Origin of the sequence: Streptomyces sp. CWNU-52B (assembly GCF_047444975.1) — a bacterium.
Classification (GTDB): Bacteria; Actinomycetota; Actinomycetes; order Streptomycetales; family Streptomycetaceae; genus Streptomyces.
In genome coordinates, this window is sequence record NZ_JBLFJV010000056.1 from 108,913 (window position 1) to 135,537 (window position 26,625).

The 26,625-nt window shown below is 70.9% G+C and carries 21 protein-coding genes; 10 read left to right on the forward strand and 11 right to left on the reverse strand.

The window, feature by feature from the left end; translation table 11 throughout:
* Positions 1-53: 53 nt before the first annotated feature.
* The 5 genes from ACLVWQ_RS36235 to ACLVWQ_RS36255 form a co-directional block, all read right to left on the reverse strand.
* The gene (locus ACLVWQ_RS36235; RefSeq protein ID WP_414113691.1) at positions 54-1,058 is read right to left on the reverse strand and encodes an ABC transporter permease; all 1,005 of its coding nucleotides are present in this window, start codon (positions 1,056-1,058) and stop codon (positions 54-56) included.
* Between the two features lie 23 nt (positions 1,059-1,081).
* Complete coding sequence (locus ACLVWQ_RS36240; RefSeq protein ID WP_414113518.1) at positions 1,082-2,044, reverse strand: ABC transporter permease; 963 nt, start codon at positions 2,042-2,044, stop codon at positions 1,082-1,084.
* Positions 2,037-3,599, reverse strand: a complete 1,563-nt coding sequence (locus tag ACLVWQ_RS36245) for a sugar ABC transporter ATP-binding protein (RefSeq protein ID WP_414113519.1) — start codon at positions 3,597-3,599, stop codon at positions 2,037-2,039. The genes ACLVWQ_RS36240 and ACLVWQ_RS36245 overlap by 8 nt, the downstream gene beginning before the upstream one ends.
* A gap of 1 nt (position 3,600) precedes the next feature.
* Entirely contained in the window at positions 3,601-4,692 is a 1,092-nt protein-coding gene (locus ACLVWQ_RS36250) for an ABC transporter substrate-binding protein (protein ID WP_414113520.1), read from the reverse strand.
* A 165-nt stretch (positions 4,693-4,857) separates the two neighbouring features.
* A complete protein-coding gene (locus tag ACLVWQ_RS36255) occupies positions 4,858-5,871 on the reverse strand; it encodes a LacI family DNA-binding transcriptional regulator (RefSeq protein ID WP_414113521.1) in 1,014 nt (337 codons plus the stop codon).
* Between the two features lie 156 nt (positions 5,872-6,027).
* On the opposite strand from ACLVWQ_RS36255, the gene ACLVWQ_RS36260 reads away from it, so the two are divergent.
* Positions 6,028-8,631 (forward strand): PA14 domain-containing protein, encoded by a 2,604-nt coding sequence (locus tag ACLVWQ_RS36260; protein ID WP_414113522.1) that lies wholly within the window; start codon positions 6,028-6,030, stop codon positions 8,629-8,631.
* Positions 8,632-8,793: 162 nt separating this feature from the next.
* Here ACLVWQ_RS36260 and ACLVWQ_RS36265 read toward each other — a convergent pair whose 3' ends face one another.
* The gene (locus ACLVWQ_RS36265) at positions 8,794-9,171 is read right to left on the reverse strand and encodes a toxin Doc (RefSeq protein ID WP_414113692.1); all 378 of its coding nucleotides are present in this window, start codon (positions 9,169-9,171) and stop codon (positions 8,794-8,796) included.
* A 307-nt stretch (positions 9,172-9,478) separates the two neighbouring features.
* On the opposite strand from ACLVWQ_RS36265, the gene uvrA reads away from it, so the two are divergent.
* Positions 9,479-11,968, forward strand: a complete 2,490-nt coding sequence (gene uvrA, locus ACLVWQ_RS36270) for an excinuclease ABC subunit UvrA (RefSeq protein ID WP_414113523.1) — start codon at positions 9,479-9,481, stop codon at positions 11,966-11,968.
* 120 nt (positions 11,969-12,088) lie between these two features.
* Here the strand turns inward: uvrA and mraY are convergent, their stop codons facing one another.
* On the reverse strand, positions 12,089-13,156 hold the full coding sequence (gene mraY, locus ACLVWQ_RS36275; RefSeq protein WP_414113524.1) for a phospho-N-acetylmuramoyl-pentapeptide-transferase: 1,068 nt from the start codon (positions 13,154-13,156) through the stop codon (positions 12,089-12,091).
* Between the two features lie 186 nt (positions 13,157-13,342).
* Between mraY and ACLVWQ_RS36280 the strand changes: the two genes are divergently transcribed.
* On the forward strand, positions 13,343-13,699 hold the full coding sequence (locus tag ACLVWQ_RS36280) for a VOC family protein (RefSeq protein ID WP_414113525.1): 357 nt from the start codon (positions 13,343-13,345) through the stop codon (positions 13,697-13,699).
* A 6-nt stretch (positions 13,700-13,705) separates the two neighbouring features.
* On the opposite strand, the gene ACLVWQ_RS36285 is transcribed toward ACLVWQ_RS36280, so the two are convergent.
* Entirely contained in the window at positions 13,706-14,770 is a 1,065-nt protein-coding gene (locus ACLVWQ_RS36285; RefSeq protein ID WP_414113526.1) for a saccharopine dehydrogenase family protein, read from the reverse strand.
* Between the two features lie 171 nt (positions 14,771-14,941).
* On the opposite strand from ACLVWQ_RS36285, the gene ACLVWQ_RS36290 reads away from it, so the two are divergent.
* Entirely contained in the window at positions 14,942-15,889 is a 948-nt protein-coding gene (locus tag ACLVWQ_RS36290) for a helix-turn-helix domain-containing protein (protein WP_414113527.1), read from the forward strand.
* Here ACLVWQ_RS36290 and ACLVWQ_RS36295 read toward each other — a convergent pair.
* Both ACLVWQ_RS36295 and ACLVWQ_RS36300 read right to left on the reverse strand, forming a co-directional pair.
* A complete protein-coding gene (locus tag ACLVWQ_RS36295; RefSeq protein ID WP_414113528.1) occupies positions 15,853-16,311 on the reverse strand; it encodes an Rrf2 family transcriptional regulator in 459 nt (152 codons plus the stop codon). The two genes, ACLVWQ_RS36290 and ACLVWQ_RS36295, sit on opposite strands and share 37 nt — an antisense overlap.
* A 211-nt stretch (positions 16,312-16,522) precedes the next feature.
* Positions 16,523-18,094, reverse strand: coding sequence for an amidohydrolase family protein (locus tag ACLVWQ_RS36300; RefSeq protein WP_414113529.1), 1,572 nt, complete (start codon positions 18,092-18,094; stop codon positions 16,523-16,525).
* A 291-nt stretch (positions 18,095-18,385) separates the two neighbouring features.
* On the opposite strand from ACLVWQ_RS36300, the gene ACLVWQ_RS36305 reads away from it, so the two are divergent.
* From ACLVWQ_RS36305 to ACLVWQ_RS36325, 5 genes are all read left to right on the forward strand, one after another.
* On the forward strand, positions 18,386-18,970 hold the full coding sequence (locus ACLVWQ_RS36305; RefSeq protein WP_414113530.1) for a TerD family protein: 585 nt from the start codon (positions 18,386-18,388) through the stop codon (positions 18,968-18,970).
* Between the two features lie 205 nt (positions 18,971-19,175).
* The gene (locus ACLVWQ_RS36310; protein WP_414113531.1) at positions 19,176-20,450 is read left to right on the forward strand and encodes an MFS transporter; all 1,275 of its coding nucleotides are present in this window, start codon (positions 19,176-19,178) and stop codon (positions 20,448-20,450) included.
* A gap of 63 nt (positions 20,451-20,513) precedes the next feature.
* The gene (locus ACLVWQ_RS36315) at positions 20,514-21,095 is read left to right on the forward strand and encodes a sugar O-acetyltransferase (protein WP_414113532.1); all 582 of its coding nucleotides are present in this window, start codon (positions 20,514-20,516) and stop codon (positions 21,093-21,095) included.
* Between the two features lie 10 nt (positions 21,096-21,105).
* A complete protein-coding gene (locus tag ACLVWQ_RS36320) occupies positions 21,106-21,654 on the forward strand; it encodes a TetR/AcrR family transcriptional regulator (RefSeq protein WP_414113533.1) in 549 nt (182 codons plus the stop codon).
* 290 nt (positions 21,655-21,944) lie between these two features.
* Complete coding sequence (locus tag ACLVWQ_RS36325) at positions 21,945-24,347, forward strand: excinuclease ABC subunit UvrA (protein WP_414113534.1); 2,403 nt, start codon at positions 21,945-21,947, stop codon at positions 24,345-24,347.
* On the opposite strand, the gene ACLVWQ_RS36330 is transcribed toward ACLVWQ_RS36325, so the two are convergent.
* Positions 24,337-25,929: an FAD-dependent monooxygenase gene (locus ACLVWQ_RS36330; protein ID WP_414113535.1), complete on the reverse strand. Its 1,593-nt coding sequence runs from the start codon at positions 25,927-25,929 to the stop codon at positions 24,337-24,339. The two genes, ACLVWQ_RS36325 and ACLVWQ_RS36330, sit on opposite strands and share 11 nt — an antisense overlap.
* A 50-nt stretch (positions 25,930-25,979) precedes the next feature.
* Here ACLVWQ_RS36330 and ACLVWQ_RS36335 point away from each other — a divergent pair, with 50 nt between their 5' ends.
* Complete coding sequence (locus ACLVWQ_RS36335) at positions 25,980-26,603, forward strand: TetR/AcrR family transcriptional regulator C-terminal domain-containing protein (protein ID WP_414113536.1); 624 nt, start codon at positions 25,980-25,982, stop codon at positions 26,601-26,603.
* Positions 26,604-26,625: the final 22 nt, after the last annotated feature.

Below are 26,625 nucleotides of genomic sequence, written 5' to 3' on the forward strand. Positions count from 1 at the left end.
GGGGTCCGCGGGCCCGGTGGTGCCATCGGCCGGCACCACCGGGCCCGCCTCCCTCACAGCACCCGGCGCCGACGGCCCAGCCAGGTCTGGGCCACCACCACCACGGCGAGGAAAGCGCCGCTGACGACCTGCTGGTACGCGGAGTCCAGCGAGCCGATCTGGTTGATGACGTTCTGGATCACCTTGAGCAGGAGCACCCCGACCAGCGCGCCGCTGACGAAGCCGAAGCCGCCGGACAGCAGGGTGCCGCCGATGACGACCGCGGAGATGGCCTCCAGCTCCATGCCCGAGCCGAGGATCGTCACGCCCGACACCAGCCAGGCCGCGTTGAGCGCGCCCGCGAGGCCCGCGCACAGCCCCGACAGGGCGTACACCGCGATCTTCGTACGCGCCACGGGGGCGCCCATCAGCGCCGCCGCGTCCTCGTTGCCGCCGACCGCGTACACGTACTGCCCGAAGCGGGTGCGGCGCAGGACGAGCGCTCCCAGGACGAACAGCACCACCGTGATCCAGATCGGTACGGCGATGCCGAGCAGCGAGCCCTGCCCGAGCGTCGCGAAGAACGAGTCCTTGTCGACGAGGTACGTCGTGGAACCCTCGTCGGTGATCGCCAGCAGGATGCCGCGCGCACCGAGCAGGGCGGCGAGGGTGACGATGAACGGAGCCAGTCCCGAGCGGGCGATGAGCAGGCCGTTGACCACACCGATCAGCCCGCACACCGCGAGCGGCAGCAGCAGGGCCACCACCGTGCCGTACTGCGAGCCCCAGGCCGCCAGCACTCCGCCGAGGGCGAAGAGCGACCCCACCGACAGGTCGATCCCGCCGGTGACGATGACGAACGTCATGCCGAGTGCGACCACGGCGAGGAAGGCCGAGGACAGCGCCATGTTCTCGAGGTTGTCACCGGTCAGGAAGGTGTCGAAGCTCAGAGAGGCCGCCACCATGGCCACCAGGAGGGTGACGAGGGCGCCGTGCTGCTGGGCGATGGCGCTGAACCGCTCGGCCCGGGTGGGCCCGGCCTCCTTGTCGGCCTCCTTGTGGACAGCGGCCGGTCGCATCTCGGCCTCCGTGGTTTCCGTGGTCATCGCTTCCCCCGTTCACGGGCCGCGTAGACGGCGGCGATGATCACCACGGCCTGGGCCATCTGCGTCCATGACGGTTGCAGGTCGTGTTTGATGAGCGTGGTCGTCAGCAACTGGATCAGGACGGCGCCGGCGACGGTGCCGCCGATGCGTACCCGGCCCCCCGACAGGGGAGTGCCGCCGACGACCACCGCGGTGATCGCCGACAGTTCCATCAGGGTGCCCAGCGAGGTGGGATCGCTGGCCGTCAGCCGGGCGGTGGCGAGGATGCCCGCCACCGCGGCCAGGGCGCCCGAGCACGCGTACACCACGATGAGGACCCGGCGCACGGGCAGGCCCGCGAGACGGGCCGCCGGCCTGCTGTCGCCCACGGCGAGCAACTGCCGCCCGAAGATGGTGCGGCGCACCACGAAGGCCACCAGCAACGCCAGGGCCGCGGCGATGAGGACGAGATAGGGCACGCCCAGCACGTCACCGGAACCGAGCTTCGCCATGCTCGGGTCGCGTACGTCCTCCAGCTGGGGGAGCAGCACCAGGGCGATGCCGCGTGCGGCGACCATCAGGGCGAGCGTGGCGACGATGGGCTGGACACCCAGGAACGCGATCAGCGACCCGTTCGCCAGACCGATCGCGATACCGCCGACCACCGCCATGAGGATGGCCAGCCAAGGCCCGTAGCCGAGGTACAGGGACAGCAGCGAGGTGGACAGGGCCATCACCGAGCCCACCGACAGGTCCACGCCCTCGGTGCCGATCGCCAGGGCCATGCCCAGGGCGACGATGAGCACCGGCGCGACCTGGACGGCCTGGGTACGGAAGTTCTCCGCCGAGACGAAGTGCGGGGTGAAGGCGAAGTTGAAGACCATGAGCACGACGACGCCCGCATAGACGCCGTACTCCTGGAGCAGGCGAAGCAGCCGCTCGCGGTCCACCGGGCCGCGGGTGAGCGTCAGGTCAGTCATGGGCGCTCCCGGCGGGTTCAGCGGGTTCGGCGGATTCAGCGGGTCGGTCCTGTGGAGCGGGTTCGGCGGCGATGGCTCGCATCAGCGCGTCCTCGGTGACGGCGTCGCCGGTCAGCTCGTCGACGATCGCACCGTCCTTGAGGACGACGATCCGGTCACTGCCCTCGATCAGCTCCTCGGTGTCCGAGGAGATCAGCAGCACGGCCAGTCCGTCCTCGGCGAGTTCGTCGATCAGGGCCTGTACCTCCGCCTTGGCGCCGACGTCGATGCCCCGCGTCGGCTCGTCGAGCAGCAGCACCTTCGGATGCATGGCGAGCCAGCGGGCCAGCAGCACCTTCTGCTGGTTGCCGCCGGAGAGTTCGCCGACCTTCTGGTGCGGCCCCGCCGACTTGATGCGCAGCCGCTTCACGAACGTGTCGACGACCTTGTCGACGCGGGCGTTGTCCACCAGCCCGAACCGGGAGAGCCCGGGAAGGGCGGCGAGCGCGATGTTCTCCCGGACCGACAGGCCCGGCGAGATGCCCTCGGCCTTGCGGTCCTCGGGCAGCAGGCTGATACCGGCGCGGATCGCGGCCGGTGTGGAGCCGGTGCGCACGGACACGCCACCGACCGAGACCCGGCCCGAGTCGGTCGCCAGCGCTCCGGCGACCGCCCTGGCGGTCTCGCTGCGGCCCGAGCCGAGGAGTCCGCCGAGACCCACCACCTCGCCCGGCCGGATGGAGAGCGACACGTCGTTCAGCTGGTGACGGATCGTCAGCCCCTCGGCCCGCAGCACCGGTTCGGCCGACGCCTGGTGCGAACCGGTGAACTTGGTCAGGCCCTCGCTGCGCACCTCGCCGATCTCCCGGCCCAGCATCAGCGAGACCAGCCGCAGGCGTTCGAGGTCGGCGAGCCGCCCGGTGTGCACCACCCGGCCGTCACGCAGCACGGTGACGGCGTCACAGATCTCGTACAGCTCGTCCATGCGGTGGCTGACGTAGACCACGGCGATACCGCGCTCGCGGAGCATGCCGATCACGTCGAACAGGGTGCGCACCTCGCGCGGTTCGAGCGAGGAGGTCGGCTCGTCCATGATCACGACGCGGGCGTCGATGGCGACGGCCCGCGCGAGCGCCACCATCTGCTGGACCCCGACGCCCAGTTCCCGCAGCGGACGGCGTACGTCGACCCGGATGCCCAGGCCGCGCAGCGCCTCCTCCGCCTCACGGTGCATACGCCGGAAGTCGATCAGGCCGAGCCGGCCGCGGGGTTCGCGGCCGAGGAGCAGATTGCGGGCCACACTCATCAGCGGGACGAGGTTGACCTCCTGGTAGATGGTGGAGATGCCTGCCTGCTGGGCCTGGAGGGGGGTGGTGAAGTGGACCGGCGTGCCGTTGTGCACGACGTCGCCGGCGTCCGGCTGGTAGACGCCGGTGAGTACTTTGATCAGGGTCGACTTGCCCGCGCCGTTCTCGCCGACGAGGGCGTGCACCTCCCCGGCGCGGGCGGTGAAGTCCACGTCGGACAACGCCTTCACGCCGGGGAAGTGCTTGGACACGCCGGTGACGGAGAGCATCTCAGAACGCCTTGTCGAGGTCCGACTCGGCGTTGGCCTCGGTGTACGCGCTGTCCTTGATGACGATGTCCTGCGCGACCTCGTCGCCCTTGGTGAAGCTGTCCAGGGTCTGGAAGGCGAGCGGCCCGAAGCGGGGGTTGGACTCGACGACACCGCTGATCCAGCCGTCCACGATGCTCTGCACGGCGTTGCGCGTGCCGTCGACCGTGACGATCTTCACGGCGCCGGGCTTCTTGCCCGCGCCCTTCAGGGCGTTGACGGCGCCGAGGCCCATCTCGTCGTTCTCGGCGTAGATGCCCTTGATGCCGGGCTTGGACTGGATGAGGTTCTCGGTGACCGACTGGCCCTTCTCGCGGGCGAACTCACCGGTCTGCTGGAACACCACCTTGAGGCCGGGCGCCTTCGCCTTGATCTGGTCCACGAAGCCCTTGGTGCGTTCCGTGGTGACGTTGTTGCCCGCCGCGCCGAGCAGGATGGCCAGCTCGCCCTTGCCGCCGGTCGCCTCGATCATCTGGTCGGCGGCCCGCTTGCCCTGCTCCACGAAGTCGGAGCCGATGAAGCTCACATAGTCCTCGCAGGCCTTGGCGTTGATCTTCCGGTCCACCGTGACGATCGGGATGTGCTTGGCCGCCGCGGTGCGCAGCACGGGCTCCCAGCCGTCCGAGTTGAGCGGTGCCACCACCAGCAGGTCGGCGCCCTTGGCGATGAGGTCCTGGACGTCGCTGATCTGCTTGGAGAACTGCGACTGGGCGTTGGCGGTGAGGAGCTTGACGCCGCGCTTCTTCGCCTCCGCCTTGATCGAGGCGGTCTCGGCGATCCGGAAGGGGTTGGCCTCCTTCTCGGACTGCGAGAACCCGACGGTGGCGTTCTTGAGGTCGAGCTTCTTGCCCCCGTACGTGTCGATGGTGCAGGTGGGCCCGGAGCCGGCGCTCGGCGAGGCGACCTCCTGGCCCGCGTCGGCCTGCTGCTCGGTGGCCTTGTCGTCGGTGGAGTCCTCGGACTTGGTGCATCCGGTCAGTGCCAGGCTCGTGAGGAGGCCGGTGGCGAGTATGGCGCGAGCGGTGGTGCGGCGAGGAGATGCGGTCAACTTCATGAAGGTCCCCAAAACGGCGCGGCCCCGGAGCTGTGAACACTCCCGGGAGTTCGGCACTTGACGGTCAACACGGCATGCACGGCGTTCAGGGGAGGTTTTTACATCGTTGGAAGGAGCGTGTAAACCCCTCCGTCCGAAATCTCGATCAATTGCTTCGGCCCGTCGTCACCGGCGGCCCAGGGTGCTCTCCCTCTCCACCAGCTCGAACGCCGCTGTCAGCTCCCGCCCGCCGGGCTCCTGGCGGCCCGAGAGACTGCGCAGCAGGGAGGCCACCGCGAGGCGGGCGATGGCCTGCTTGTCCGGCGCGATGGTGGTCAGCGACACGGCGCCGAAACGGCTCTCGGCGATGTCGTCGAAGCCCACCACGGCGATGTCCCAGGGCACCCTGAGCCCGCGCTCGTGCAGCACCCGCATGGCGCCGATCGCGATGAGGTCGTTGAAGGCGAAGACCGCGTCGGGCCGGTGGCCCGCGTCCAGCAGCTCGGCCATGGCGCGTGCGCCGTCGTCCCGGTCCCAGCCGCCGACCGGCACGATCAGGCCCTCGTCGGGCGTCACGCCCGCCGCCGCCAACTCCGCCCGCCAGCCGTCGAGTCGCAGATGGGCCGGGCGGTTCGCGGAGTCCGTCCGGGCGCCGAGGTAGGCGATCCGGGTCCGGCCGCGGTCCAGTAGATGGCGCACCGCCGCCCGTGCGGCGGCCACGTTGTCGATCGCGATGTGGTCGAAGGGCAGACCGTACGTGCGCTCGCCGAGCAGCACCAGGGGCACGTCGTCGGCCCGGCCCTGCAGGTCCTCGGCCTCCAGCTCCAGCGGGCTGAGGATCAGCCCGTCGATGACGCGGGCCCGGAAACCCTGGCTGACCAGCAGTTCCTGCTCGCGTTCGCCCCGCGTGTGGTCGAGCAGGACGGTGAACTCGTGCTCGGCGGCGGCGTCGATCACCGCGCCCGCGAGTTCGGCGAAATAGGGATTGCCGAGCTCGGGGACGGCGAGCGCGATGATGCCCGTGCGGCCTTTGCGCAAATGGCGCGCGGTGAGGTTCGGGCGGTAGCCGAGCTCGTCGATCGCCTCCTGGACCCGGGCGCGCATCGCCGGGGTGATGTGCGGATAGTTGTTCACGACGTTGGAAACGGTCTTGATCGAGACGCCGGCCCGTTCGGCCACGTCTTTCAGGCTGACCCGCAAAGGATCTCCTCGGCATCGACGGAACTCCGCGACCGGAGCTGTCATGAACCTGGACAGCAGGCTTCGAGCCGTGCTCTCATGCGAACTGCCTCATGCTTCCAACGTTGTACAGACTGAAGCTCCGAGCCGCCACCCTTCCTCACCCTAGGAGGATTCGTGCGCATCAGACCACTCAGAAACCGACTCGCCCTGCTTCTCGCAGCGGTGCTCGGTGCCGCGGGACTCGCCGCGGCGCCGGTCGCGACGGCCGTGGAGGACCCTCCCGAGATCCACGGCCTCAAGGGCGAGTACTACACCCAGTCCGCCCCGGGTGCCTTCGACTTCGACGAGCTCAAGGCCACCGGATTCGATACGAAGCTCGACTTCGACAACCTGGAGTCCCGGCTGCGGTCCGCGACCGGCCGGTCGGACGACGTCAGCGTCCGCTGGACCGGCCGGATCGTACCGGAGAAGTCCGGTCCCACGACCTTCTCGATCATCGGGGACAACGGCTTCCGTCTCTGGGTGGACGGCGAACTCGCCATCGACCACTGGGTCGACGACTGGGACCGCGAACAGACCGCGCAGCCGCTGGAGTTGACCGCGGGCACCGCCTACGACATCAAGATCGAGTACTTCGAGCACGTCGGAGGCTCCAACCTCCATGTGCGCTGGACCCCGCCCGGCGGCACCAAGACCGCCGTCCCGCAGTCGGCCTTCCTGCTGCCCGCGGACTACGACTACAACGGGGCCGTCGCCGCCACCGTCCTCGAGGACGGCCGCACCCTGCGGCTCGACTTCGTCCAGGAACTCAAGGCGCCCCCGGCCGGTCTGACCGACCATCTGGACGCGGTGATCGGCGGAGCCACCTGGCCGCTCGGCAAGGCGCGGCTGAACCAGGCCGACCCCAGGTCGCTGCTGATTCCGCTCAAGGAACCCGTGGTCGGCAACAAGACCGGCACCGCGCGCGGCACCGCCGATGTGCGCTACGACGGCTCAGGGGGCCTCTCCGGCCAGGACGGCAACGTTGTCAGGTCCTTCTGGAGCAGCGGCAGCAACCAGTCGACGTACCAGCTGAGCACCCGCTGGGGCGACGACGTCACCCCGGCCAACGCCCACCGCGAGTACCCGAGGCCGCAGCTCACCCGCGACACGTGGCGGAACCTCAACGGCACCTGGCAGTTCGCCGGCGCCGAAGCGGGCGAACAGCCCCCGGTGGGCCGCGAACTGGCCGAGAAGATCCTCGTCCCGTACCCCGTCGAGTCCCAGCTGTCGGGCATCGAACGGCACGAGGACCGCATGTGGTACAAGCGGACCTTCACGGTGCCGGCCGGCTGGAAGATCGGCTCGGGCAAGCGGCTGCAGCTCAACTTCGGCGGCGTCGACTGGCGTTCGGAGGTCTACGTCAACGGCACCAAGGTCGCCGAACACCAGGGCGGCTACGACAAGTTCAGCGCCGACGTGACCGACGCCCTCAAGCCGGGCCGCACCCAGGAGCTGATCGTCGGCGTCTACGACCCGACGGACGCGGCGGACGGCGAGAACCCGCCGCTCGGCAAGCAGCGCCTGGACCCGAGCGGCATCTGGTACACCCCGTCCTCCGGTATCTGGCAGACCGTGTGGATGGAGCCCGTCGCCGCCGACCACGTCGACTCGCTCGCCCTCACCCCGGACGTGGCCGCGGGCACGCTGACGGTCGCACCGAAGGGCGTACGCGACGGGGTGGCGGTCACCGCGACCGCGTACGAGGGCAAGCGCAAGGTGGCCACCGTCTCCGGCCGCACCGGCAGCCCGCTCACCCTGAAGATCCGTGACGCGCGCCTGTGGTCGCCGGACGACCCGTTCCTGTACGACCTCGAGGTCAGCGTCGGCACCGACCGGGTCGGCAGCTACTTCGGCATGCGGTCCATCTCCGTCGAGAACATCGGGGGAACCCCCCGTACCGTCCTCAACGGCGAGCCGATCTTCATGATGGCCACCCTCGACCAGGGCTTCTGGCCGGACGGACTGCACACCGCCCCGAGCGACGAGGCCCTGGCCTACGACCTCAAGCTGCACAAGAAGCTGGGCTTCAACTCGGTCCGCAAGCACATCAAGGTCGAACCCGACCGGTGGTTCTACTGGGCCGACAAGCTCGGTCTGATGGTGTGGCAGGACATGCCGGCCATGACGGCGGGCGTGAACCCGTCGGCCACCGCCCGCGCCACCTACGAGCGCGAGATGAAGCAGATGATCGACGAGCACATCAGCAGCCCGTCGATCGTCATGTGGGTCACCTTCAACGAAGGGTGGGGCCAGTACGACGTGGGCCGCATCGCCGAACAGGCCAAGGCCTGGGACCCGACACGGCTGGTCAACAACCAGTCGGGCCTCAACCTCGGCGCCGACGGCGGTACCGGCGACATCATGGACGAGCACGGCTATCCGAGCCCCGCGCTGCCACCGAGCCCGGACGGCAGACGGGCCACGGTCATGGGCGAGTACGGCGGCCTGGGCCTGGCCGTGCCCGGACACGCCTGGTCGGTGCAGCAGTCCTACGTCGACGTCGACCCGGCCACGTACACCGACGACTACCTCACCAAGCTCGACGAGGTGCACGCCCTGGCCTGCCGGGGCGGCAACGGCGCGGTGTACACCCAGATCGCGGACGTCGAGGGCGAGCTCAACGGGCTGACCACGTACGACCGTGCGGTCGTCAAGCCCGATGTGCGGCGCGTCAAGGCGGCCCACGAGGCCCTGATCGACGACGTGTCCCGGGCGACCCCCGCGGGCTGCGTCTGACACCCGGGCGACCGGGCCGCCCGGCGTAACGCCTCCCCGCAGCTCGCCGGGCGGCCCCGGCCCTCGATCGCCCCCTCCGGAGAGACGCTCGACGCTCTCTCCGGAGGGGGGCTCCAACCGGGCCTCCTTCGGGAGGCCCCGACGCGTGTGTCGACGGGCGCGCTATCGGACGCGCCAGGTACGGATCAGGTCGGCCGCCCGGTGGACGCCGGCCTTGCCCGCCTGGATGTCGCGCACCAGCTCGACCAGGGCTCCGTACGGCGGATCGATGCCCTCGCCGGAGGTGTACATGTAGGCGACGGCGACCTGGCAGGCGTACAGGGAGTTCCGGTACGGCACGGGCTCCAGCCTGACGATCGTGTGCAGCAGGGCCGCCGCGCGCCAGGCGGCGTCCGGCGCGGCCACGCCGGGCCGGACGATGCGGGTCCTGTGCCGGGCCACGGCGGCTTCCAGGGCGGAGTAGTCCCCGACGGTCACGTCCTCGGGGACGGTTCGCGCCTGGATGTCGAGCAGCCAGGAGATGTCGATGTGAAGCATCAGGCGGCTTCGGCCATGGACGGCATAGCGCATGGTACCTAGTAGGTACCAGCGTGAGCAAGGTGCCCCGAGGCGGCTCAAGATGTGCCGAGCCGGTTCAGGACGGCCCCAGGTGCCGAACCGGGCCGGAGGGGTCAGGCTGGAGGCGTGGGGGTCGAACACCCTCTCGGTGCCCCGGTCCCGTCTCTGCCCACCTCCTGCTCACTGCCGGACGGGCCCGGCCCCCACCGTCCGGGCCGTTCCCACGGCGGCCCGGACGTCCCCGTCCCTCGTACGCGGAGGGATCACGCGCCACGGGCGAGGAGGGGCCATGGACCACACCACCTCCGCCGACGGATTCGTGCACGTCAGAGGGGCCGGCGAGCGCAACCTCAAGAACGTCGACGTGGACGTGCCCCGGGACGCGATGGTCGCCTTCACCGGGATCTCCGGCTCGGGCAAGTCCTCACTGGCCTTCGGGACGCTCTACGCCGAGGCCCAGCGGCGGTACTTCGAGTCCGTGGCCCCGTACGCCCGCCGGCTGCTCCAGCAGGCCGGCGCGCCGCACGTCCAGGAGATCTCCGGGCTGCCACCGGCCGTGGCGCTGCAACAGCGGCACGGTGCGCCCAGTTCACGGTCGACGGTCGGCACCCTCACCACGCTCTCCAACCTGCTGCGGATCCTGTACTCGCGCTGCGGCACCCATCCGCCCGGCGTACCGCGGCTCGCCGCCGAGGCGTTCTCGCCCAACACCGCGGCCGGCGCCTGTACGCGGTGCCACGGGCTGGGCGCAGCCGTCGACGTGGCCGACGACCTGCTCGTACCGGACCCCTCCCTGAGCATCCGCGACGGCGCCATCGCGGCCTGGCCGGGCGCCTGGCAGGGAGCCAACCTGCGCAGTGTCGTCAGCGGCCTGGGCATCGACATCGACAAGCCGTGGCGCCGGCTCAGGAAGAAGGACCGCGACTGGCTGCTGCACACCGACGAGCAGCCGGCCGTACTCGTCGAGCCGGAGCCGGGACGCGTCGACCACGGCTACCACGGCACGTTCTGGAGCGCCCGCGCCCACGTCATGCACGTCCTGGCCGACTCGAAGAGCGAGCGGATGCGGGCACGGGCGATGCGCTTCGTCCGGAGCGTGCCCTGTCCGCGCTGCCAGGGCAGCGGGCTGCGGCCGGAGGCGCTCGCGGTGACCTTCGCGGGCCGCTCCATCGCCGAGGTCAACGCGCTGTCCCTCACCGAGGTGGGCGCCCTGCTGCGGCCGGTCGCGCGCCTGCCCGAGGCGGGGGCGGCCACCGCCACGGACCCGGCCGGGGAGACGAACGAGGTCGCGGTACGGATCTGCGCGGACCTGGTCGCCCGTATCGAGGTGCTCCTGGACCTGGGCCTGGGATACCTCGGGCCGGGCCGCCGTTCGACGACCCTGTCGCCCGGCGAGGCGCAGCGGCTGCGTATCGCCACCCAGTTGCGCTCGGGGCTCTTCGGCGTCGTCTACGTCCTCGACGAGCCCTCCGCGGGACTGCACCCGGCCGACGCGGAACCGCTCCTCGACGTACTGGACCGCCTCAAGGCGTCGGGCAACTCGCTCTTCGTCGTGGAGCACGACATGGACGTCGTGCGACGGGCGGACTGGGTGGTGGACATCGGTCCCGGAGCGGGGGAGGGCGGCGGCCGTGTCCTGTACAGCGGTCCGGTGCCCGGCCTCGAACAGGTCGATGAGTCGGTCACCGGCCGCTACCTGTTCGGGCGCGCCCGGCCGGCCGGGCCGCGGCCTCGGCCCCGGACACCGCAGGGCTGGCTGCGGCTGAGCGGAGTCTCACGGCACAACCTGCGGGACCTCTCGGTCGGCGTCCCGCTCCAGGTGCTGACGGCGGTGACCGGGGTGTCCGGGTCCGGCAAGTCGACGCTCGTGACACAGGTGCTCGCGGAGGTCGTACGCGGCCGTCTGGGGCAGAGCCGGGAGGAGGAGCGGGAAGGGGAGGCGGCCGCGGAGCTGGAGGTCGATCTGCGGGACGCGTCGGGGCTCGACTCCTTCGACCGGCTGGTCCGGGTCGACCAGCGGCCCATCGGCCGGACACCCCGCTCCAACCTGGCCACCTACACCGGCATGTTCGACGCGGTCCGCAAGCTGTACGCGGCGACGGACGAGGCACGGGCGCGCGGTTACTCGGCGGGGCGGTTCTCCTTCAACGTGGTGGAGGGCCGCTGCGAGACCTGCCGGGGCGAGGGGTTCGTCGAGGTCGAGCTGCTGTTCCTGCCGGGGACGTACGCCCCGTGCCCTGCCTGCCACGGCGCGCGGTACGACGCCGACACGCTGGAGGTCACGTACCGCGGCAAGAACATCGCGGAGGTGCTGGCCCTGCCCGTGGACGAGGCCGCCGGGTTCCTCGCCGACGTACCGGCCGCCGCCAGGAGCCTGGAGACCCTGCGGGAAGTGGGGCTCGGATACCTGAGGCTGGGGCAGCCGGCGACGGAGCTGAGCGGTGGTGAGGCCCAACGCATCAAACTGGCCACGGAGTTGCAGCGGGCCCGCCACGGCCACGCGCTGTACCTCCTCGACGAGCCGACGGCCGGTCTCCACCCCGCCGATATCGCCCTGCTGCTGCGGCAGTTGCACGGGCTCGTCGACGCGGGCAACACCGTCGTCCTGGTCGAGCACGACCTGGACACGATCGCCACCGCGGACTGGGTCATCGACCTGGGACCGGGCGGCGGGGACGCCGGTGGCCGGGTGGTCGCCGAAGGCCCTCCCGCCGAGGTGGCGAGAGCGCGGCGCGGTGTGACGGCGCCGTACCTGGCGCGACGCCTGGCCGATTCCTGAACGGACACCCGGACCCCTCGCCCGCGGCCGGTCCGACGGGGCCCGCGCCCCTGGGCGGGTAGTGGTCCGCCGGACCCGGGGCGGCCACGGTGGAACCACGTGGCCGTCCCGGGAGGGGTGTCAGCTCGCTGCCCAGCCGGCGTAGAACAGCCCGATGCCGAGGATGACGCAGATGCCCTGGATCGTCCAGAAGCGGACCACGACCAGGACCTCGGACCAGCCCTTGAGCTCGAAGTGGTGTTGCAGCGGGGCCATCTTGAAGACCCGCTTGCCGGTCAGCTTGAACGAGCCGACCTGGATGACCACGGACAGGGTGATCAGGACGAAGAGCCCGCCCAGCAGCGCGAGCAGCAACTGGGTGCGCGAGCAGATGGCCAGCCCCGCCAGCGCGCCGCCCAGGGCGAGCGAGCCGGTGTCACCCATGAAGATCTTGGCGGGCGAGGTGTTCCACCAGAGGAACCCGATACAGGCACCCATCAGGGCGGAGGCGACGACGGCGAGGTCCAGCGGATCGCGTACCTCGATGCAGGAGCCGGGGTTGGTGAGGTTCATCGCGTTGGCGCACGAGTTCTGGAACTGCCACAGACCTATGAAGGTGTAGCCGGCGAGCACCATGGCCGAGGCGCCGGTCGCCAGTCCGTCCAGGCCGTCGGTCAGGTTCACTCCGTTGGACATGGCAAGGATCATGAACAGGGCCCAGACGACGAACAGCACCGGCCCGATGGTCCAGCCGAAGTCGGTGAGGAACGACAGCTTCAGCGAGGCCGCGGTCTGGCCCCGGGAGTCCTCGAACCGGATGGCCAGCACGGCGAACAGGGTACCGACGACCAGCTGGCCCGACATCTTCGCGCCGGCGCGCAGCCCCAGCGAACGCCGTTTGACGATCTTGATGTAGTCGTCGAGGAACCCGACGACACCCATGCCGGCCATCAGGAACAGCACCAGGACACCCGGATACGTCGGGCTCTCACCCGTGATGACCTTGGTCAGGACGTACGCGACGAGGGTGGACAGGATGAAGGCGATGCCACCCATGGTGGGTGTGCCGCGCTTGCCGTGGTGGCCGCGGGGACCGTCGTCCCGGATGAACTGGCCGTACCCCTTGCGAGCCAGCAGCTTGATCAGCAGTGGTGTGACGATGAGGGTGAGGAACAGGCCGATGGCCCCGGCAAACAGGATCTGGTTCATCGGACGGCGGTTTTCCCCTCGGCTGCGTACAAGTGCGGGACACGCTCACTGACCTGAGTGGCTGTCACAGGTCACACCCTATGCATAGGTTCGATCTCCTTACGCCAGTGGGTAGTTGACACGGATGCCGGTGCCGCCGCGCTTTGCTTCAGCACTCCGGTCGTCCGGCGGTTCTAGACTCGCCGTATGGCCTTGGAATGGGAGCAGGTTGTGGTCGACGCGGCGGACCCGGTGGCGTTGGGACGGTGGTGGGCCGAGGCGCTCGGCTGGGTGGTGGTCATGGACACCGCCGAGGAGTACGAGATCAGGCCCGCGCCGGACCGCCTCCCGGGTCTGCTCTTCGGTGCGAACGGCGACGAGAAGACCGTGAAGAACCGGCTGCATCTGGATTTCCGCCCGGTCGACCAGGAGGCGGAGGTCGCCCGGCTGCTCGCCCTCGGGGCCCGGCACGTCGACATCGGCCAGAGCGACAAGGAGCCGTGGGTGGTGCTGGCGGACCCGGAGGGCAACGAGTTCTGTGTACTCGGCCCGCGGCAGCACTGACCCCTGTCATGGCCGGCCGGCTGCCCCGGACGGCCATGACGGCGTCGTACCGGTGATGTCGATGTGCGGAGCGAGCGCCTGCAGGAAGTCGGGCGCGTCGAAGGCTTCGCCGGCAAAGACGACACCCGCCCTGCTGACCCGCCCGTCGAGAACACGCTGGACGGCCTCCACCGCGAGGGGTGCGGTGACGGCGTAGATGTCCTGCCCGGCCGCCGTGGCACGGCGTTCGGCGCCACCGGCGCGTACGACGGCCTCGACGAGGAAGGTCTGCGCGGACCGGCCGCGCTCGTCGACCGCGGCGGGCGGTGAGGAGTCCGGGGCCGCCAGGTCACCGGCCGCCTCGACGGTCATGTAGGTGCGGACCTCGGGGACGGACAGATGGCTGGGCACGGTGACGACATCGGCCATCGTGAACTCCCCGACGACGGCCCGGGTGCCCAGCGGGTCGGGAAAGGGCCAGTCGAGGGTGGTCGGTTCGTCCCGGTGATACTCCAACCGCCCCTTCCGGTACCGGACCCGGTGACCGTCGCGTCGTGACTGGGAGGCCCTGCCCGCGGCGAGCGTCCCAGGGGTGGGGTGCCAACTGTCCAGCCCGTAGGCGACGTGCGCCTCGTCGGCCGCGGTCCAGTCGCCCATGGCCGCGGTGACGAGCAGGTCACCGAGGCCGCCGTAGAAGGCCATCGCGGGGACGACCGCGATTCCCGCGGCACGGGCGCGGTCCGTGAAGTGTGCCGCCGTGTCGAGGTTGGCCTCGATCTCGGCCGCCACATCGACGTACGGGACACCTGCGCGCAGGGCCGCCTCGATCACCGGGGCGGCGGTCGTGGCGAAGGGGCCGGCGCAGTTGATCACCGCCGCCGCACCGGCCAGGGCGCGGTCGAGCGCGGCCGGATCGTCGACCGACGCCGGCCGGACGTCGAGGCCGGTCCCGGCCGCCGCCGACGCCCGCAGTTTGCCGGCGTCGCGACCGGAAAGCACCGGGACGAACCCGCGCGCCAGCAGCTCCGCCACCACGAACCGCCCGGTGTGCCCGTACGCGCCGTACACCGTCACGCTGTGACCCGGTCTCATGAATACTCCCCGTGCTCGATCGGTCCGTCGGTTCCATCGGCTACATCGGTTCCGTCGACTTTGACGGTTCCCTCGGAACTGTGCCGCTGTGTGATCCACCGCGGCCATCCTGTCGAGCGCGGGCGTCCGATCGTGAGTGTCCGGAACGCCATGCTGCGTACAATTACGGACATGGGCTCTGTCGCGGTGGTCGCCACCGAGGGAATGCTGCACTTCGAACTGGCCCTGGCCTGCGAGGTGTTCGGCACCGCCCCGGTGGGCGTGGACGTCCCCTGGTACGACGTCGAGGTCTGCGGGTCCGGCGCCGTGCGGGTCGGCCGGTTCCGGCTCGAACCCGACGGCGGACTCGACCGGTTGCCGTACGCCGACACGGTACTCGTCCCGGCCTGGGCCGACATCGACCAGGCCCCGCCCGGCGATCTGGTCGACGCGGTGCGCGCGGCCCACGAGGCGGGCGCGCGGGTGGCCTCCCTGTGCACCGGCGCCTTCGTGCTGGCCGCCGCCGGACTGCTGGACGGCCGGCGCGCCACCACGCACTGGGCGCACACCGAGGCGCTCGCCGCCCGGCACCCCCGCGTGGAGGTCGACCCGGACGTGCTCTACGTGGACAACGGCAGCGTGCTCACCTCGGCGGGCAAGGCCGCCGCGATGGACCTGTGCCTCCACCTCGTCCGTCTCGACCACGGCTCGGCGGTCGCCAACGCCGTCGCCCGCAGGCTGGTCGTGCCACCCCACCGGGCGGGTGGCCAGGCCCAGTTCGTCGCCGCTCCGGTGCCGGCCAGGGACGACCACCCGCTCGCCGCACTGCTGCCCTGGGCCGTCGAACGCCTCGACCGGCCGCTGACCGTGGAGGACCTGGCCCGCCAGGCCCGGATGAGCCCGCGCAACCTCGGCCGCCACTTCAGGGCCGCGACCGGCACTACTCCTCTGCAATGGCTGCTCACCCAACGGATCCGCCGCGCCCAGGAGTTGCTGGAGACCACCGACACCGGTGTCGACGCCATCGCGGAGGCCACCGGTATGGGCACCGCCACGACACTGCGCCGCCACTTCAAGCACACGCTCGGCGTGCCACCGGACACCTACCGCCGCACCTTCCGCACACAGCCGCCACCCTGACCGCGTACGCCCCGCAGGATGTCCTCGAGCGTGGTCTTCGCCAGCTCCTTGCGGAGGGTGTCCTCGATCCCGTCGTAGACGGCGGCCATCGTCGGTCCGATGCCGTGGCCCACGACGCACTCGGTGTCGGGCGTCGAGCGGTGCAGGGCGAAGACGGGGCCCGACCCGATGGCTTCGTGGACGTCCAGCAAGGTGATCGCCGCCAGGTCCTTCGAGAGCGTCCAGCCCGCGCCGGCGCCTCTTCGGGAGTCGACGAGACCGGCCCTGCGCAGCTCGGCCAGCAGGCGACGGATCACCACGGGATGGGTGTTGACGCTCGCGGCGATCTGCTCGGAGGTCGCGACCTCGTTCCCCCGGCGCCGGTACTCCGCGATCCAGGTCAGGGCGTGCGCCGCGACGGTGAGCCTGCTGTTGGCGCTCATGTCGACCCCCGAACCTCGACTACCGGCCACCGAAGAATGACTGCCGAAAAGTGACTGCCGAAAAGTGACTGCCGAACCGTGAGGCAACCGTAGTGATTACCTCCTCAGGGTCGCAACTTCGCGCGGGACCGTGTCCGGGGTGAGCGGTTCCCGGCACGGCCGAGCTGCGACGCCGGCGCGGTTCCGGTTCCGGTTCCGGCTCCGGCTCCGCCTACAGCGGGCCGTGGGTCCAGGCGCCGGCGAGCAACGTGCCGTACACCGGCATCTCACGCAGAGTCCGGGCGTCCGCGGTGAACGGGTCGGCGTCGGTCACCACCAGGTCCGCGCGGTCGCCGACCCGGATCAGCCGTTGCCCCCGGGACGACGCGGCGAGGGCGTCCGCCACCGGTATCCGCTGCTCCGGGTGCCACGGCGGGCGCTCGTCGCCGGTCCGGGTCACGGCGGAGGCCAGGGTCAGCCAGGGGTCGAGCGTCGCGACGGGTGCGTCGGAGCCCAGCTCCAGGACGGCCCCGGCGGCGAGCAGGTCGGCGAAGGCGTACGCCCGGCCGGTCCGGCCCGCCCAGTGCCGGTCGGCGACATCCCGGTCGTCCACCGCATGGGTGGGCTGGACGCTCACGGTGACGCCCAGTTCGGCGAAGCGCGGGACGTCCTTGGCGGCGAGGAGCTGGCCGTGCTCGATCCGGCCGTGGCAGCGGACCGCCTCGAAGGCGTCGAGGACCATCTCGTTGGCGCGGTCCCCGATCGCGTGGACGGCGGGCCGGATCCCGTGGGCGGAGGCCCGGCGCAGCAGGGACACCAGTTCCTGCGGGGGCAGCAACTCCAGCCCGTGGGCGCCGGGTTCACCGGGAATCGCGCCCGGGTACGCCTCGTGGCACAGCGCGGTACGGGTGTTGAGCGAGCCGTCGCTGAGCACCTTGAGCGGTCCGACCTCCAGCCGCCCGCCGGGGGTGTCCAGGATCTGGCCGGTGCGCAGGCCGCGGCCGATCGCCGCCTCCAGGTGCTGGGGCCAGACGGAGGCCGCCACGCGCAACGGCACCGAGGAGCCGTTCATCCGGCGGGTCCAGGCCGCGATGTTGTCGGCGTACTCGAAGTCGACGATGCCGGTGATCCCGCGTGCGGCGGCGGCGACGCAGGCCTCCTGCACCCACTGGTCCGTCAACTCCTCGGAGACCGTGGGCAGTTGCGTCATGGCCTGGATGCACTCGTCCTCGCGGAGCAGCCCGGTGGGGTGGTCGCCTCGGTCCACCAGGGCGAGTGCGGCGGAGTTGAGCCAGGCGGAGTGCAGATCCATGCTGATCAGCAGGGTGGGGCGGTCCGGGACGAGGGTGTCGAGAAGGTCCTTGTGGGGCGCGTCCGGCCACAGGCCGTCACGGAAGCCGTGGCCGATCATCGGCTCCCCGGGCGGCAGGGCGCCGGCCTGCAGACCGGCCGCGTCGGCGGCCTCCCGCGCCGAACCCGCGCCGGACACGTCGAGCCGTCGGCGCAGGCCCGCCCACTGGACCATGTGGACGTGCGCGTCCCACAGCCCCGGCAGCAGGGTGCGGCCGTCGAGATCGAGGCCTGCCCCTTCGGAACGCGGAGATTCGCCCGCCGCAAACACCGCCCTGACCACACCGGACTCGATCCGGACGTCGCTCAGCGGTCCACCCGCGCCCAGGTGGACACGGCGCAGGGTGAGCGGCTCGACGGAGCCCGCCGGAGTGCCGAACGCTGTGGTGGACGTGGACGTGGACGTGGACGTGGGGGTGGGCTTGGGCGTGGGGACGGGTACGGCGGGGGTCACGGCTTCCTCGTTCCTCTTCGCTGCGGGGCGGCGTCGGCGTACCTGTCGTCACCGAAGTGCCGCCATCCTCTCGACCTCGTCCACCTCGGACAAGTCATGACGAGCCGCCGACGGCAGCATGACCGCGAGGGGTTCCGATTCGATGGCGCAGGGGACGGCATGGCGGCGCTTATGACGTGCATGACCCGAGGGTGATGGGGATCTGGTGATTCGTGTGGGTCCCGGACTATGTGGTGCGGCACGGGGGAGGCACACTGCATACACGCATTCTCACGATCAAGAGGAACAGGCATGATCACGCTTACGAAGGAAGACGGCCCGGCGGATCTCGACGGAGTGACCCATCTGTCGATCGGGGTGTCCTGGGACCCGACCGTCGGCAGCAGTGGAGGCCTGATGGGCAAGCTGCGCCAGAAGACCGGCACGGACCTCGACCTGATCGCCATCGCGATGCAGGGCTCGGACCCGGTGCGCCTGGCGGGCCTGGACTCACTGGACCCGCTGGGCAACGGTTCGCTGGTGCACACCGGCGACAACCAGACCGGCAAGGGTGACGGTGACGACGAGACGGTGACCGTCGAGTTCGCCCGCGTCCCGACGAACATCACCGCCATCGTCTTCGTCGCCGCCGCGTACAAGAAGAGCAGCTCCTTCCAGAAGGCGCGGAACATCAGCTTCAAGGTGTACGACGCGACCGGCGGCACCACCCAGCAGGTCGCGGACATCTGGCCGAGCCTCCTCAGCAACGACAACGGCTGCGCCGTGGCCAAGGCCGTCCGGGTCGGCGGTGTCTGGAAGCTGCAGGTGATCAACGAGACCGGCAAGATCAAGCAGGGGGACGAGCAGGCGCTGATGCGCTTCGCCGCGAGCAAGTAGACCGTGTCGGTCGTGCGGGCGGTGTAGGGCGAGGCGGGGCGGGTCCGGCGGACATGCCGGACCCGCCCCGCCCTATGTTCCGGGCCGACCTCAGTCGGGCAACCGGCCCCGGGTCTCCGTCTCCGATGTCTCCGATATCTTTGATGTCTTTGATGTCTTCGATCAGGAGTGTACGTTCGTACGCTCTCGCTATAAGCTCACGGACATGACTGTTGACGTGCTGCGCCGACCCGCGCCCGCCGAGCGGCAGGCCCGTACCGCCGTGGCCGTGCTCTTCTTCACCAACGGAGCCCTCTTCGCCAACCTGCTGCCGAGGTATCCGCAGATCAAGGCGGATCTCGGCATCGGCAACGCCGCCTACGGGCTGGCCGTGGCGGCGTTCCCGGCCGGTGCCATCGCGGCCGGCCTCGCGGCGGGCGTGGCCATCCGGCGGCTGGGCTCGGCGCGGGCGGCGGTGGCGGGCACGCTGCTGACCGGTGCGGGCATCCTGGTCGCGGGACTTGCCGACTCGGTGCTGCTGTTCGCCGCCGCGTTGTTCCTGGCCGGAGCGATGGACGCGATCACCGACGTGGCCCAGAACGCCCATGGACTGCGGGTGCAGCGGCGCTACGGACGCTCCATCATCAACTCCTTCCACGCGATCTGGTCCATCGGCGCCGTCGCCGGTGGATCCATGGCCGCCGCGGCGATAGCCCTCGGCCTCTCACGCGGGCAGCACCTGGCGATCTCGGGCGTGGTGTTCGCGCTCGCGGCCTGCGTCGCCCTGCGGTTCTGCCTGACCGGCCCCGACGTCGAGTCGGCGCCCGAGCCCGAATCCGAGCCCGAATCCGAACCCGAAACCGGGGCCGCGGCGGAAGCCGGGGCGCGGTCGGCGCCCGGCCCCGGCGTTCCCGGCGCCCGACAGGCCAAGCGGCCCCCGGCGGCCCGGCGTACCGCGTACGTGCTGGCCGCCCTCGTGCTCATCGCCACGGCCGGCACCCTCGTCGAGGACGCGGGCAGTTCCTGGGCCGCCCTCTACCTCTCCGGTTCGCTGTCCGCGTCGGTGACGCTGGCTGCCTCCGGCTACATCGCCCTGGTCGGGGCCCAGTTCGTCGGCCGCATCATCGGTGACCGGCTCGTCGACCGGTTCGGCCAGCGCACGGTGGCCCGTACCGGCGGTCTCATCGTCGTGGCCGGCATGGGCCTGGCCCTGGCGGTGCCGACCGTGCCGGGCACGATCCTCGGCTTCGCCGCTGCCGGGTTCGGCGTAGCGACCCTGGTCCCCGCCGCGATGCACGAAGCCGACGAACTGCCCGGCCTCAAGCCCGGTTCGGGGCTGGCCATCGTCTCCTGGCTCATGCGGCTGGGCTTCCTGCTCTCCCCGCCGGTCGTCGGCCTGGTCGCGGACGCGGCGAGCCTGCGGGTGGGCCTGCTCGTGGTGCCGCTCGCCGGACTGCTCGTGCTCCTGTCCGCCGGAGTGCTGCGGTCCAGGCGCCGTTAGCGGGACCCTTGGGCGTCCTCGCTTCACGGGTCGACGGCCGGTCAGAAGTGTACGATCGTACGCATGGCGACGGACTACTTCGCGCACGATCCCCGCACGAACCTCGAACGCATGACGGCGGGTGACCACTACATCGCCGACGACCCGGAGATCGTCCGCCGGTACCAGCGAGCCGTGCGCCTGGCCGCCCGCTACCAGGCCGCCTACGTCGAGGACCCCGAGGCCGCGCGGCCGATCCTCGCCGAACTGCTCGGCTCCCTGGGCGAGGAGGCCCACCTGCGGCCACCGCTGTACGTCGACTACGGAAGCAACATCACGATCGGCGCCCGCACCTTCGTCAACTACAACCTGACCGCGCTCGACGTCGCGGCGATCACCATCGGCGAGGACTGCCAGATCGGACCGAACGTCCAACTGCTCACCCCCACCCACCCCTTGGAACCGGAGCCCCGGCGCGACAAGCTGGAGGCCGCCCGCCCGATCACCATCGGGAACAACGTGTGGCTCGGGGGAGGCGCCATCGTCCTGCCCGGTGTGAGCATCGGCGACAACTCCGTCATCGGCGCGGGCGCCGTGGTGACGAAGGACGTGCCCGCCGGTGTCGTAGCCGTCGGCAACCCCGCCCGCCCGGTCCGCACCCTCTGAAGGCACCGCCATGGCCACCGGACACACCGACCCGCAGCGCCGCGAACGCATCCTCGCCGCGACCCTCGATCTCATCGCGGAGGAGGGGATCGCCCGGGTGTCCCACCGGAAGATCGCCGCGCGGGCCGGTGTCCCGCTGGGGTCGATGACGTACCACTTCAGTGGCATGGACCAGCTGCTCCGGGAGGCGTTCACGCGCTTCGCCGACCACATCGTCGCCGTCTTCGACGCCCACCTCGCCGCTCCGGCCGACCGCGACCAGGCCCGCGAGGCGGTGACGGATCTCGTCCACGCCCTCTCGGAGGGGAGTCAGCGGGACCTCGTACTCACCCAGGAGCTGTACATCCTCGCCGCGCGTCGGCCGGTCTACCGGGAACTCACCCATGAGTGGATGGCCCGCAGCCGCACCCACCTGGAAAAGCACTTCGATCCCGACACCGCCCGTCAACTCGACGCTCTCATCGAGGGCTTGACCCTGCACCGCGCCTTGGACAACGAGCCCCACGACCGCGCCCTGACCCGTGAGGCGATCACCCGCATCACCACGACACGCGAGTAGCCGTCGCGCGGGGTGAACAGCGGGGGACAGCGGCGGCCAGCGGTGAACAGGGCCGGACCAGGCGCCGGGACCGATGACGAGCGATCCGGAATCGATCCGGAATCGATCCGGCAGAGATCGACAGCGATCCGGAATCGATCAGGAAGAGATTCCGGAACCGATCAGGAATCGATCAGGAATCGATCAGGAATCGAGAAGCAGATCCGGCCGGGCTGCCCGAAACTGGTGGGATCGAGCCGGCGACGCCGACGAGGAACGGCGGGGCGCCCCGCGCAACAGATGGAGACACGATGAGCATGGCCCCGAGGGCGGACACGCGGTCACCCGGGCCGCACGCCGCCGACAGCCACGACCTGATCCGTGTGCACGGCGCGCGCGAGAACAACCTCAAAGACGTCAGCATCGAGATCCCCAAGCGCCGCCTGACGGTGTTCACCGGGGTGTCCGGATCCGGCAAGAGCTCGCTGGTGTTCAACACCATCGCCGCCGAGTCGCAGCGGATGATCAACGAGACCTACAGCGCCTTCGTACAGGGCTTCATGCCGACGCAGGCGCGCCCCGAGGTCGACGTCCTGGACGGACTGACCACCGTGATCACCGTCGACCAGCAGCGGATGGGGTCCGACCCCCGCTCCACCGTCGGCACGGCCACCGACGCCAACGCGATGCTGCGCATCCTCTTCAGCCGGCTCGGCACACCGCACATCGGCCCGCCCGCCGCGTACTCCTTCAACACCGCCTCGGTCCGGGCCAGCGGCGGGATCACCGTCGAGCGCGGTGCCGCCAGGACCAAGACGGTGAAGGCGACCTTCAACCGTACCGGCGGCATGTGCACACGCTGCGAGGGCCGGGGGTCGGTCTCCGACATCGACCTCGGCCAGCTCTACGACGACTCCAAGTCCCTCTCCGAGGGCGCGTTCACCATCCCCGGCTGGAAGTCCGACAGCCAGTGGACCGTGCAGGTCTACGCCCAGTCCGGCCTCGTCGACCCGGACAAGCCGATCCGTGAGTACACCAAGAAGGAGCTGCGGGACTTCCTCTACGGGGAGCCGATGAAGGTCAAGGTCAACGGCGTCAACCTCACCTACGAAGGCCTGATCCCCAAGATCCAGAAGTCGTTCCTGTCCAAGGACAAGGAGGCGATGCAGCCGCACATCCGGGCGTTCGTGGAGCGGGCGGTCACCTTCGCCACCTGCCCCGAGTGCGACGGCACCCGGCTCAGCGAAGGCGCCCGGTCGTCGAAGATCGGCAAGGTCGGCATCGCCGACGCCTGCGCGATGGAGATCCGCGACCTGACCGAATGGGTCCGCGGCCTCGACGAGCCGTCGGTGGCGCCGCTGCTCGCCGCACTGCAACAGGCCCTCGACTCGTTCGTGGAGATCGGGCTCGGCTATCTCTCGCTGAACCGGCCCGCGGGCACGCTGTCGGGCGGCGAGGCGCAGCGCGTCAAGATGATCCGCCACCTCGGTTCCTCGCTCACCGACATCACCTACGTCTTCGACGAGCCCACCATCGGCCTGCACCCCCATGACATCCAGCGGATGAACGACCTGCTGCTGCGACTGCGGGACAAGGGCAACACGGTGCTCGTCGTCGAGCACAAGCCCCAGACGATCGCGATCGCCGACCATGTCGTCGACCTCGGCCCCGGCGCGGGGACGACGGGCGGCACCGTCTGCTTCGAGGGAACCGTCGAGGGGCTGCGGGCCAGTGACACCGTCACCGGCCGCCACCTCGACGACCGGGCCGCCCTCAAGGAGACGGTGCGCAAGCCCACCGGCGCGCTGGAGATCCGCGGAGCGACCGCGCACAACCTGCGAGGCGTCGACGTCGACATCCCCCTCGGGGTGCTCACCGTCGTCACGGGCGTCGCCGGCTCCGGCAAGAGTTCGCTCGTGCACGGGTCGATCCACGACGACGGTGTCGTGTCCATCGACCAGGGCGCGATCCGCGGCTCCCGGCGGAGCAACCCGGCCACGTACACCGGCCTGCTCGACCCGATCCGCAAGGCCTTCGCCAAGGCCAACGGCGTGAAGCCGGCCCTGTTCAGCGCCAACTCCGAGGGCGCCTGCCCGACCTGCAACGGCGTGGGTGTCATCTACACCGACCTGGCGATGATGGCCGGCGTCGCCACTCCCTGCGAGGAGTGCGAGGGGAAGCGGTTCCAGGCGGCGGTCCTGGAGTACCACCTCGGGGGCCGGGACATCAGCCAGGTGCTCGCGATGCCGGTGACCGAGGCCGCGGAGTTCTTCGGCGCGGGCGAGGCGAGTACGCCGGCCGCGCACCGCGTCCTGGAGCGGCTCGTCGACGTCGGGCTCGGCTACCTCAGCCTCGGCCAGCCGCTCACCACCCTGTCCGGCGGTGAGCGCCAGCGGCTCAGGCTGGCCACCCACCTGGCCGACAAGGGCGGCGACAGGTCCGTCTTCGTGCTCGACGAGCCGACCACCGGACTCCATCTCGCCGACGTGGAGCAACTGCTCGGGCTCCTCGACCGGCTCGTCGACTCCGGCAAGTCGGTCGTCGTCGTCGAGCACCACCAGGCGGTCATGGCGCACGCCGACTGGATCATCGACCTGGGTCCCGGCGCCGGGCACGACGGTGGCCGGATCGTCTTCGAAGGCACCCCCGCCGAACTCGTCGCGGCCCGCTCCACCCTCACCGGCGAGCACCTCGCGGCCTACGTCAGGGTCTGACCCCGGTCCCCGTACGGGGTCCCTGGGGCAGGGCATCGGCCAGCGCCCGGTCCGCCCCGGCGGCCAGTACGGAGTCGTCCCTGCCGGCGCCGGCCCAGGCGACATGGCCGTCGGGGCGGATCAGGGCGGCGCGCACCGGTGCCCAGGCGGCCGGGGGCCGGTCGAGGAGCCCGGTGCGCACGGTGAGCCCCGGACACGACCGGTCCACGCCGGTGCCGTCCGCGAGCGGACCGTCCGTGATCGGACCCTCTGTGATCGGGCCGTCCGTGATCGGGCCTCGCGTGAGTACGCGTTCGGCGAGGACGCCCTGCGTCAGGTCGAGCAGCAGATGACGGTCCGCGCGCAGCAGCCCGAACAGACCGCCCTCGGAGTCGGTGAACGCCAGGTCGGGCGCGCGGGTGCCGGTGAGGGGGTGGGCCGTCGGGTCCGGGCCCGGGTAGCTGACGGCGAGTGCGGTGAGGCGTTCGGACAGGGCCTGCCCGAAGGCCGGCTGGGTGGCGATCATCTCGCTGAGGAACGACCGCAGAGCCAGGCCCTCCGGAGTGAAGCCGGTCATCAGGGCGGTCTGGGCGCGGCTGTGCTCCATCAGCTGGACGCCGACCGGGTGGCGTTCGGTGTGGTAGCTGTCGAGCAGGCTGTCCGGGGCCCGGCCGCCGAGGGTCGCGGCGATCTTCCAGCCGAGGTTGTGGGCGTCCTGGATGCCGACGTTCATGCCCACGCCGCCCGTCGGGAAATGCTGGTGAGCGGCGTCGCCGGCGAGCAGGACCCGACCGCGCCGGTACTCCGCCGCCAGCCGGGTGGCGTTGCCGAACCGCGAGAGCCACACCGGGTCGCGCATGCCGAAGTCCTCACCCGTGATGGCGACGACCTTGGCCCGCAGCTCCTCCAGGGTGAGGTCGTCAGGTGACTCGGTGGTGAGGCTGTCGGGACTGGCACCGACCAGCCGGTGACGCCCGCCGGGCAGCGGCGCCACCAGCACCCCGCCGTGCAGCCCGAAGACACCGGACCCCGGTGGCGGCGGGCTGTCGAGCGTGACGTCGCCGAGCCAGCCCAGCACGGTGGAGGGCGTGCCGGGAAAGCCGATGCCCGCGGCGGTGCGCACGGTACTGCGGGAGCCGTCGCACCCGACGAGGTGGGCCGCGCGCAGCTCGTACGGCCCGCCCGGCCCCGCCACTCGCACGGCCACCGACTCGGCGTGCTCGGTGAACCCGGTGACGCGATGCCCGCGCACGATCGTGGCGCCGAGCGCGAGCGCGTGCCGCTCCAGCAGTTCCTCGGTCCGGGCCTGCGGCAGCGCGAGGGTGTACGGGAACGGGGTGTCCAGCGCCCGGAAGTCGAGCCGTTCGTCGAGCATGGCGAAGTGGCCGCCCGGGATCCGCAGGGCCTCCGCGAGGAAGGGCTCGTGCGCATCGCGCGAGGCGAGGACCTCGATGGTGCGCGGGTGGATGGTGAGCGCCTTGGAGCGCCGGTCGATGGCGGCCCGCTCCTCGACGACGGTGACGGCGACCCCGCCCAGCCGCAGTTCGGCGGCGAGCCAGAGCCCGACCGGTCCTCCGCCGGCGATGACAACCTGCTGTTCCACACACCCTCCTAGGTCAGTGACCAATAACGCGTTCGCAGTAAACTAGGTCAATGACCAATAAGCAAGCGAGTGAGGGCCGCGGCCCCCGGCTGGACCCCGCGACGGTGACCCGCGCCGCACTGGAGCTGCTGGACGAGAAGGGCCTGGACGCCCTGTCCACCCGGGCAGTCGCCGAGCGGCTCGGCGTACGCATGAACACCGTGCTGTGGCATGTGAAGACCAAGGCCCGGATGCTGGAGCTGATGGCGGACGCCGTCGTCGGCGGGGCTCCGCTGGACGACCTGCCGGCCCGCTGGGACGAACGCGCCGGGGAACTGGCCCGCCGGTACCGCCGGGCCCTGCTCGCCCACCGCGACGGCGCCGCGCTCGTGGTCGGCACCTACGCCGCCGAACCGCACACCCTGCGCTTCGCCGACGCGCTGGTCGCCGCACTGCTGGACGGCGGCCGGGACAGCCGGGACGCCGCCTGGACCACCTGGACGATCATCTACCTCGCCCTCGGCCTCACCCAGGAGGAACAGGCGGCGGCCCACCGCTCCCTGAACGGCGGCCTGGCCGACGCGGTGTCAGAGGCGAGCCACCCGGCCCTCCACCTGGTCCTCGACCACCTGGACGCGGAATCGTTCGACGACCGTTTCGAATTCGGGCTGTCGGCGATCCTCACACGGAGGTGACCAGGTCCGAGCGCGGTTCGGG

Excerpts from the sequence above, each read along its gene's own strand:
- ACLVWQ_RS36235 (WP_414113691.1), bottom strand. The coding sequence starts at position 1,058 with ATGCGACCGGCCGCTGTCCACAAGGAGGCCGACAAGGAGGCCGGGCCC.
- ACLVWQ_RS36240 (WP_414113518.1), bottom strand. The coding sequence starts at position 2,044 with ATGACTGACCTGACGCTCACCCGCGGCCCGGTGGACCGCGAGCGGCTG.
- ACLVWQ_RS36245 (WP_414113519.1), bottom strand. The coding sequence starts at position 3,599 with ATGCTCTCCGTCACCGGCGTGTCCAAGCACTTCCCCGGCGTGAAGGCG.
- ACLVWQ_RS36250 (WP_414113520.1), bottom strand. The coding sequence starts at position 4,692 with ATGAAGTTGACCGCATCTCCTCGCCGCACCACCGCTCGCGCCATACTC.
- uvrA (WP_414113523.1), top strand. The coding sequence starts at position 9,479 with ATGGACCACACCACCTCCGCCGACGGATTCGTGCACGTCAGAGGGGCC.
- mraY (WP_414113524.1), bottom strand. The coding sequence starts at position 13,156 with ATGAACCAGATCCTGTTTGCCGGGGCCATCGGCCTGTTCCTCACCCTC.
- ACLVWQ_RS36280 (WP_414113525.1), top strand. The coding sequence starts at position 13,343 with ATGGCCTTGGAATGGGAGCAGGTTGTGGTCGACGCGGCGGACCCGGTG.
- ACLVWQ_RS36285 (WP_414113526.1), bottom strand. The coding sequence starts at position 14,770 with ATGAGACCGGGTCACAGCGTGACGGTGTACGGCGCGTACGGGCACACC.
- ACLVWQ_RS36290 (WP_414113527.1), top strand. The coding sequence starts at position 14,942 with ATGGGCTCTGTCGCGGTGGTCGCCACCGAGGGAATGCTGCACTTCGAA.
- ACLVWQ_RS36295 (WP_414113528.1), bottom strand. The coding sequence starts at position 16,311 with ATGAGCGCCAACAGCAGGCTCACCGTCGCGGCGCACGCCCTGACCTGG.
- ACLVWQ_RS36305 (WP_414113530.1), top strand. The coding sequence starts at position 18,386 with ATGATCACGCTTACGAAGGAAGACGGCCCGGCGGATCTCGACGGAGTG.
- ACLVWQ_RS36310 (WP_414113531.1), top strand. The coding sequence starts at position 19,176 with ATGACTGTTGACGTGCTGCGCCGACCCGCGCCCGCCGAGCGGCAGGCC.
- ACLVWQ_RS36315 (WP_414113532.1), top strand. The coding sequence starts at position 20,514 with ATGGCGACGGACTACTTCGCGCACGATCCCCGCACGAACCTCGAACGC.
- ACLVWQ_RS36320 (WP_414113533.1), top strand. The coding sequence starts at position 21,106 with ATGGCCACCGGACACACCGACCCGCAGCGCCGCGAACGCATCCTCGCC.
- ACLVWQ_RS36325 (WP_414113534.1), top strand. The coding sequence starts at position 21,945 with ATGAGCATGGCCCCGAGGGCGGACACGCGGTCACCCGGGCCGCACGCC.
- ACLVWQ_RS36335 (WP_414113536.1), top strand. The coding sequence starts at position 25,980 with ATGACCAATAAGCAAGCGAGTGAGGGCCGCGGCCCCCGGCTGGACCCC.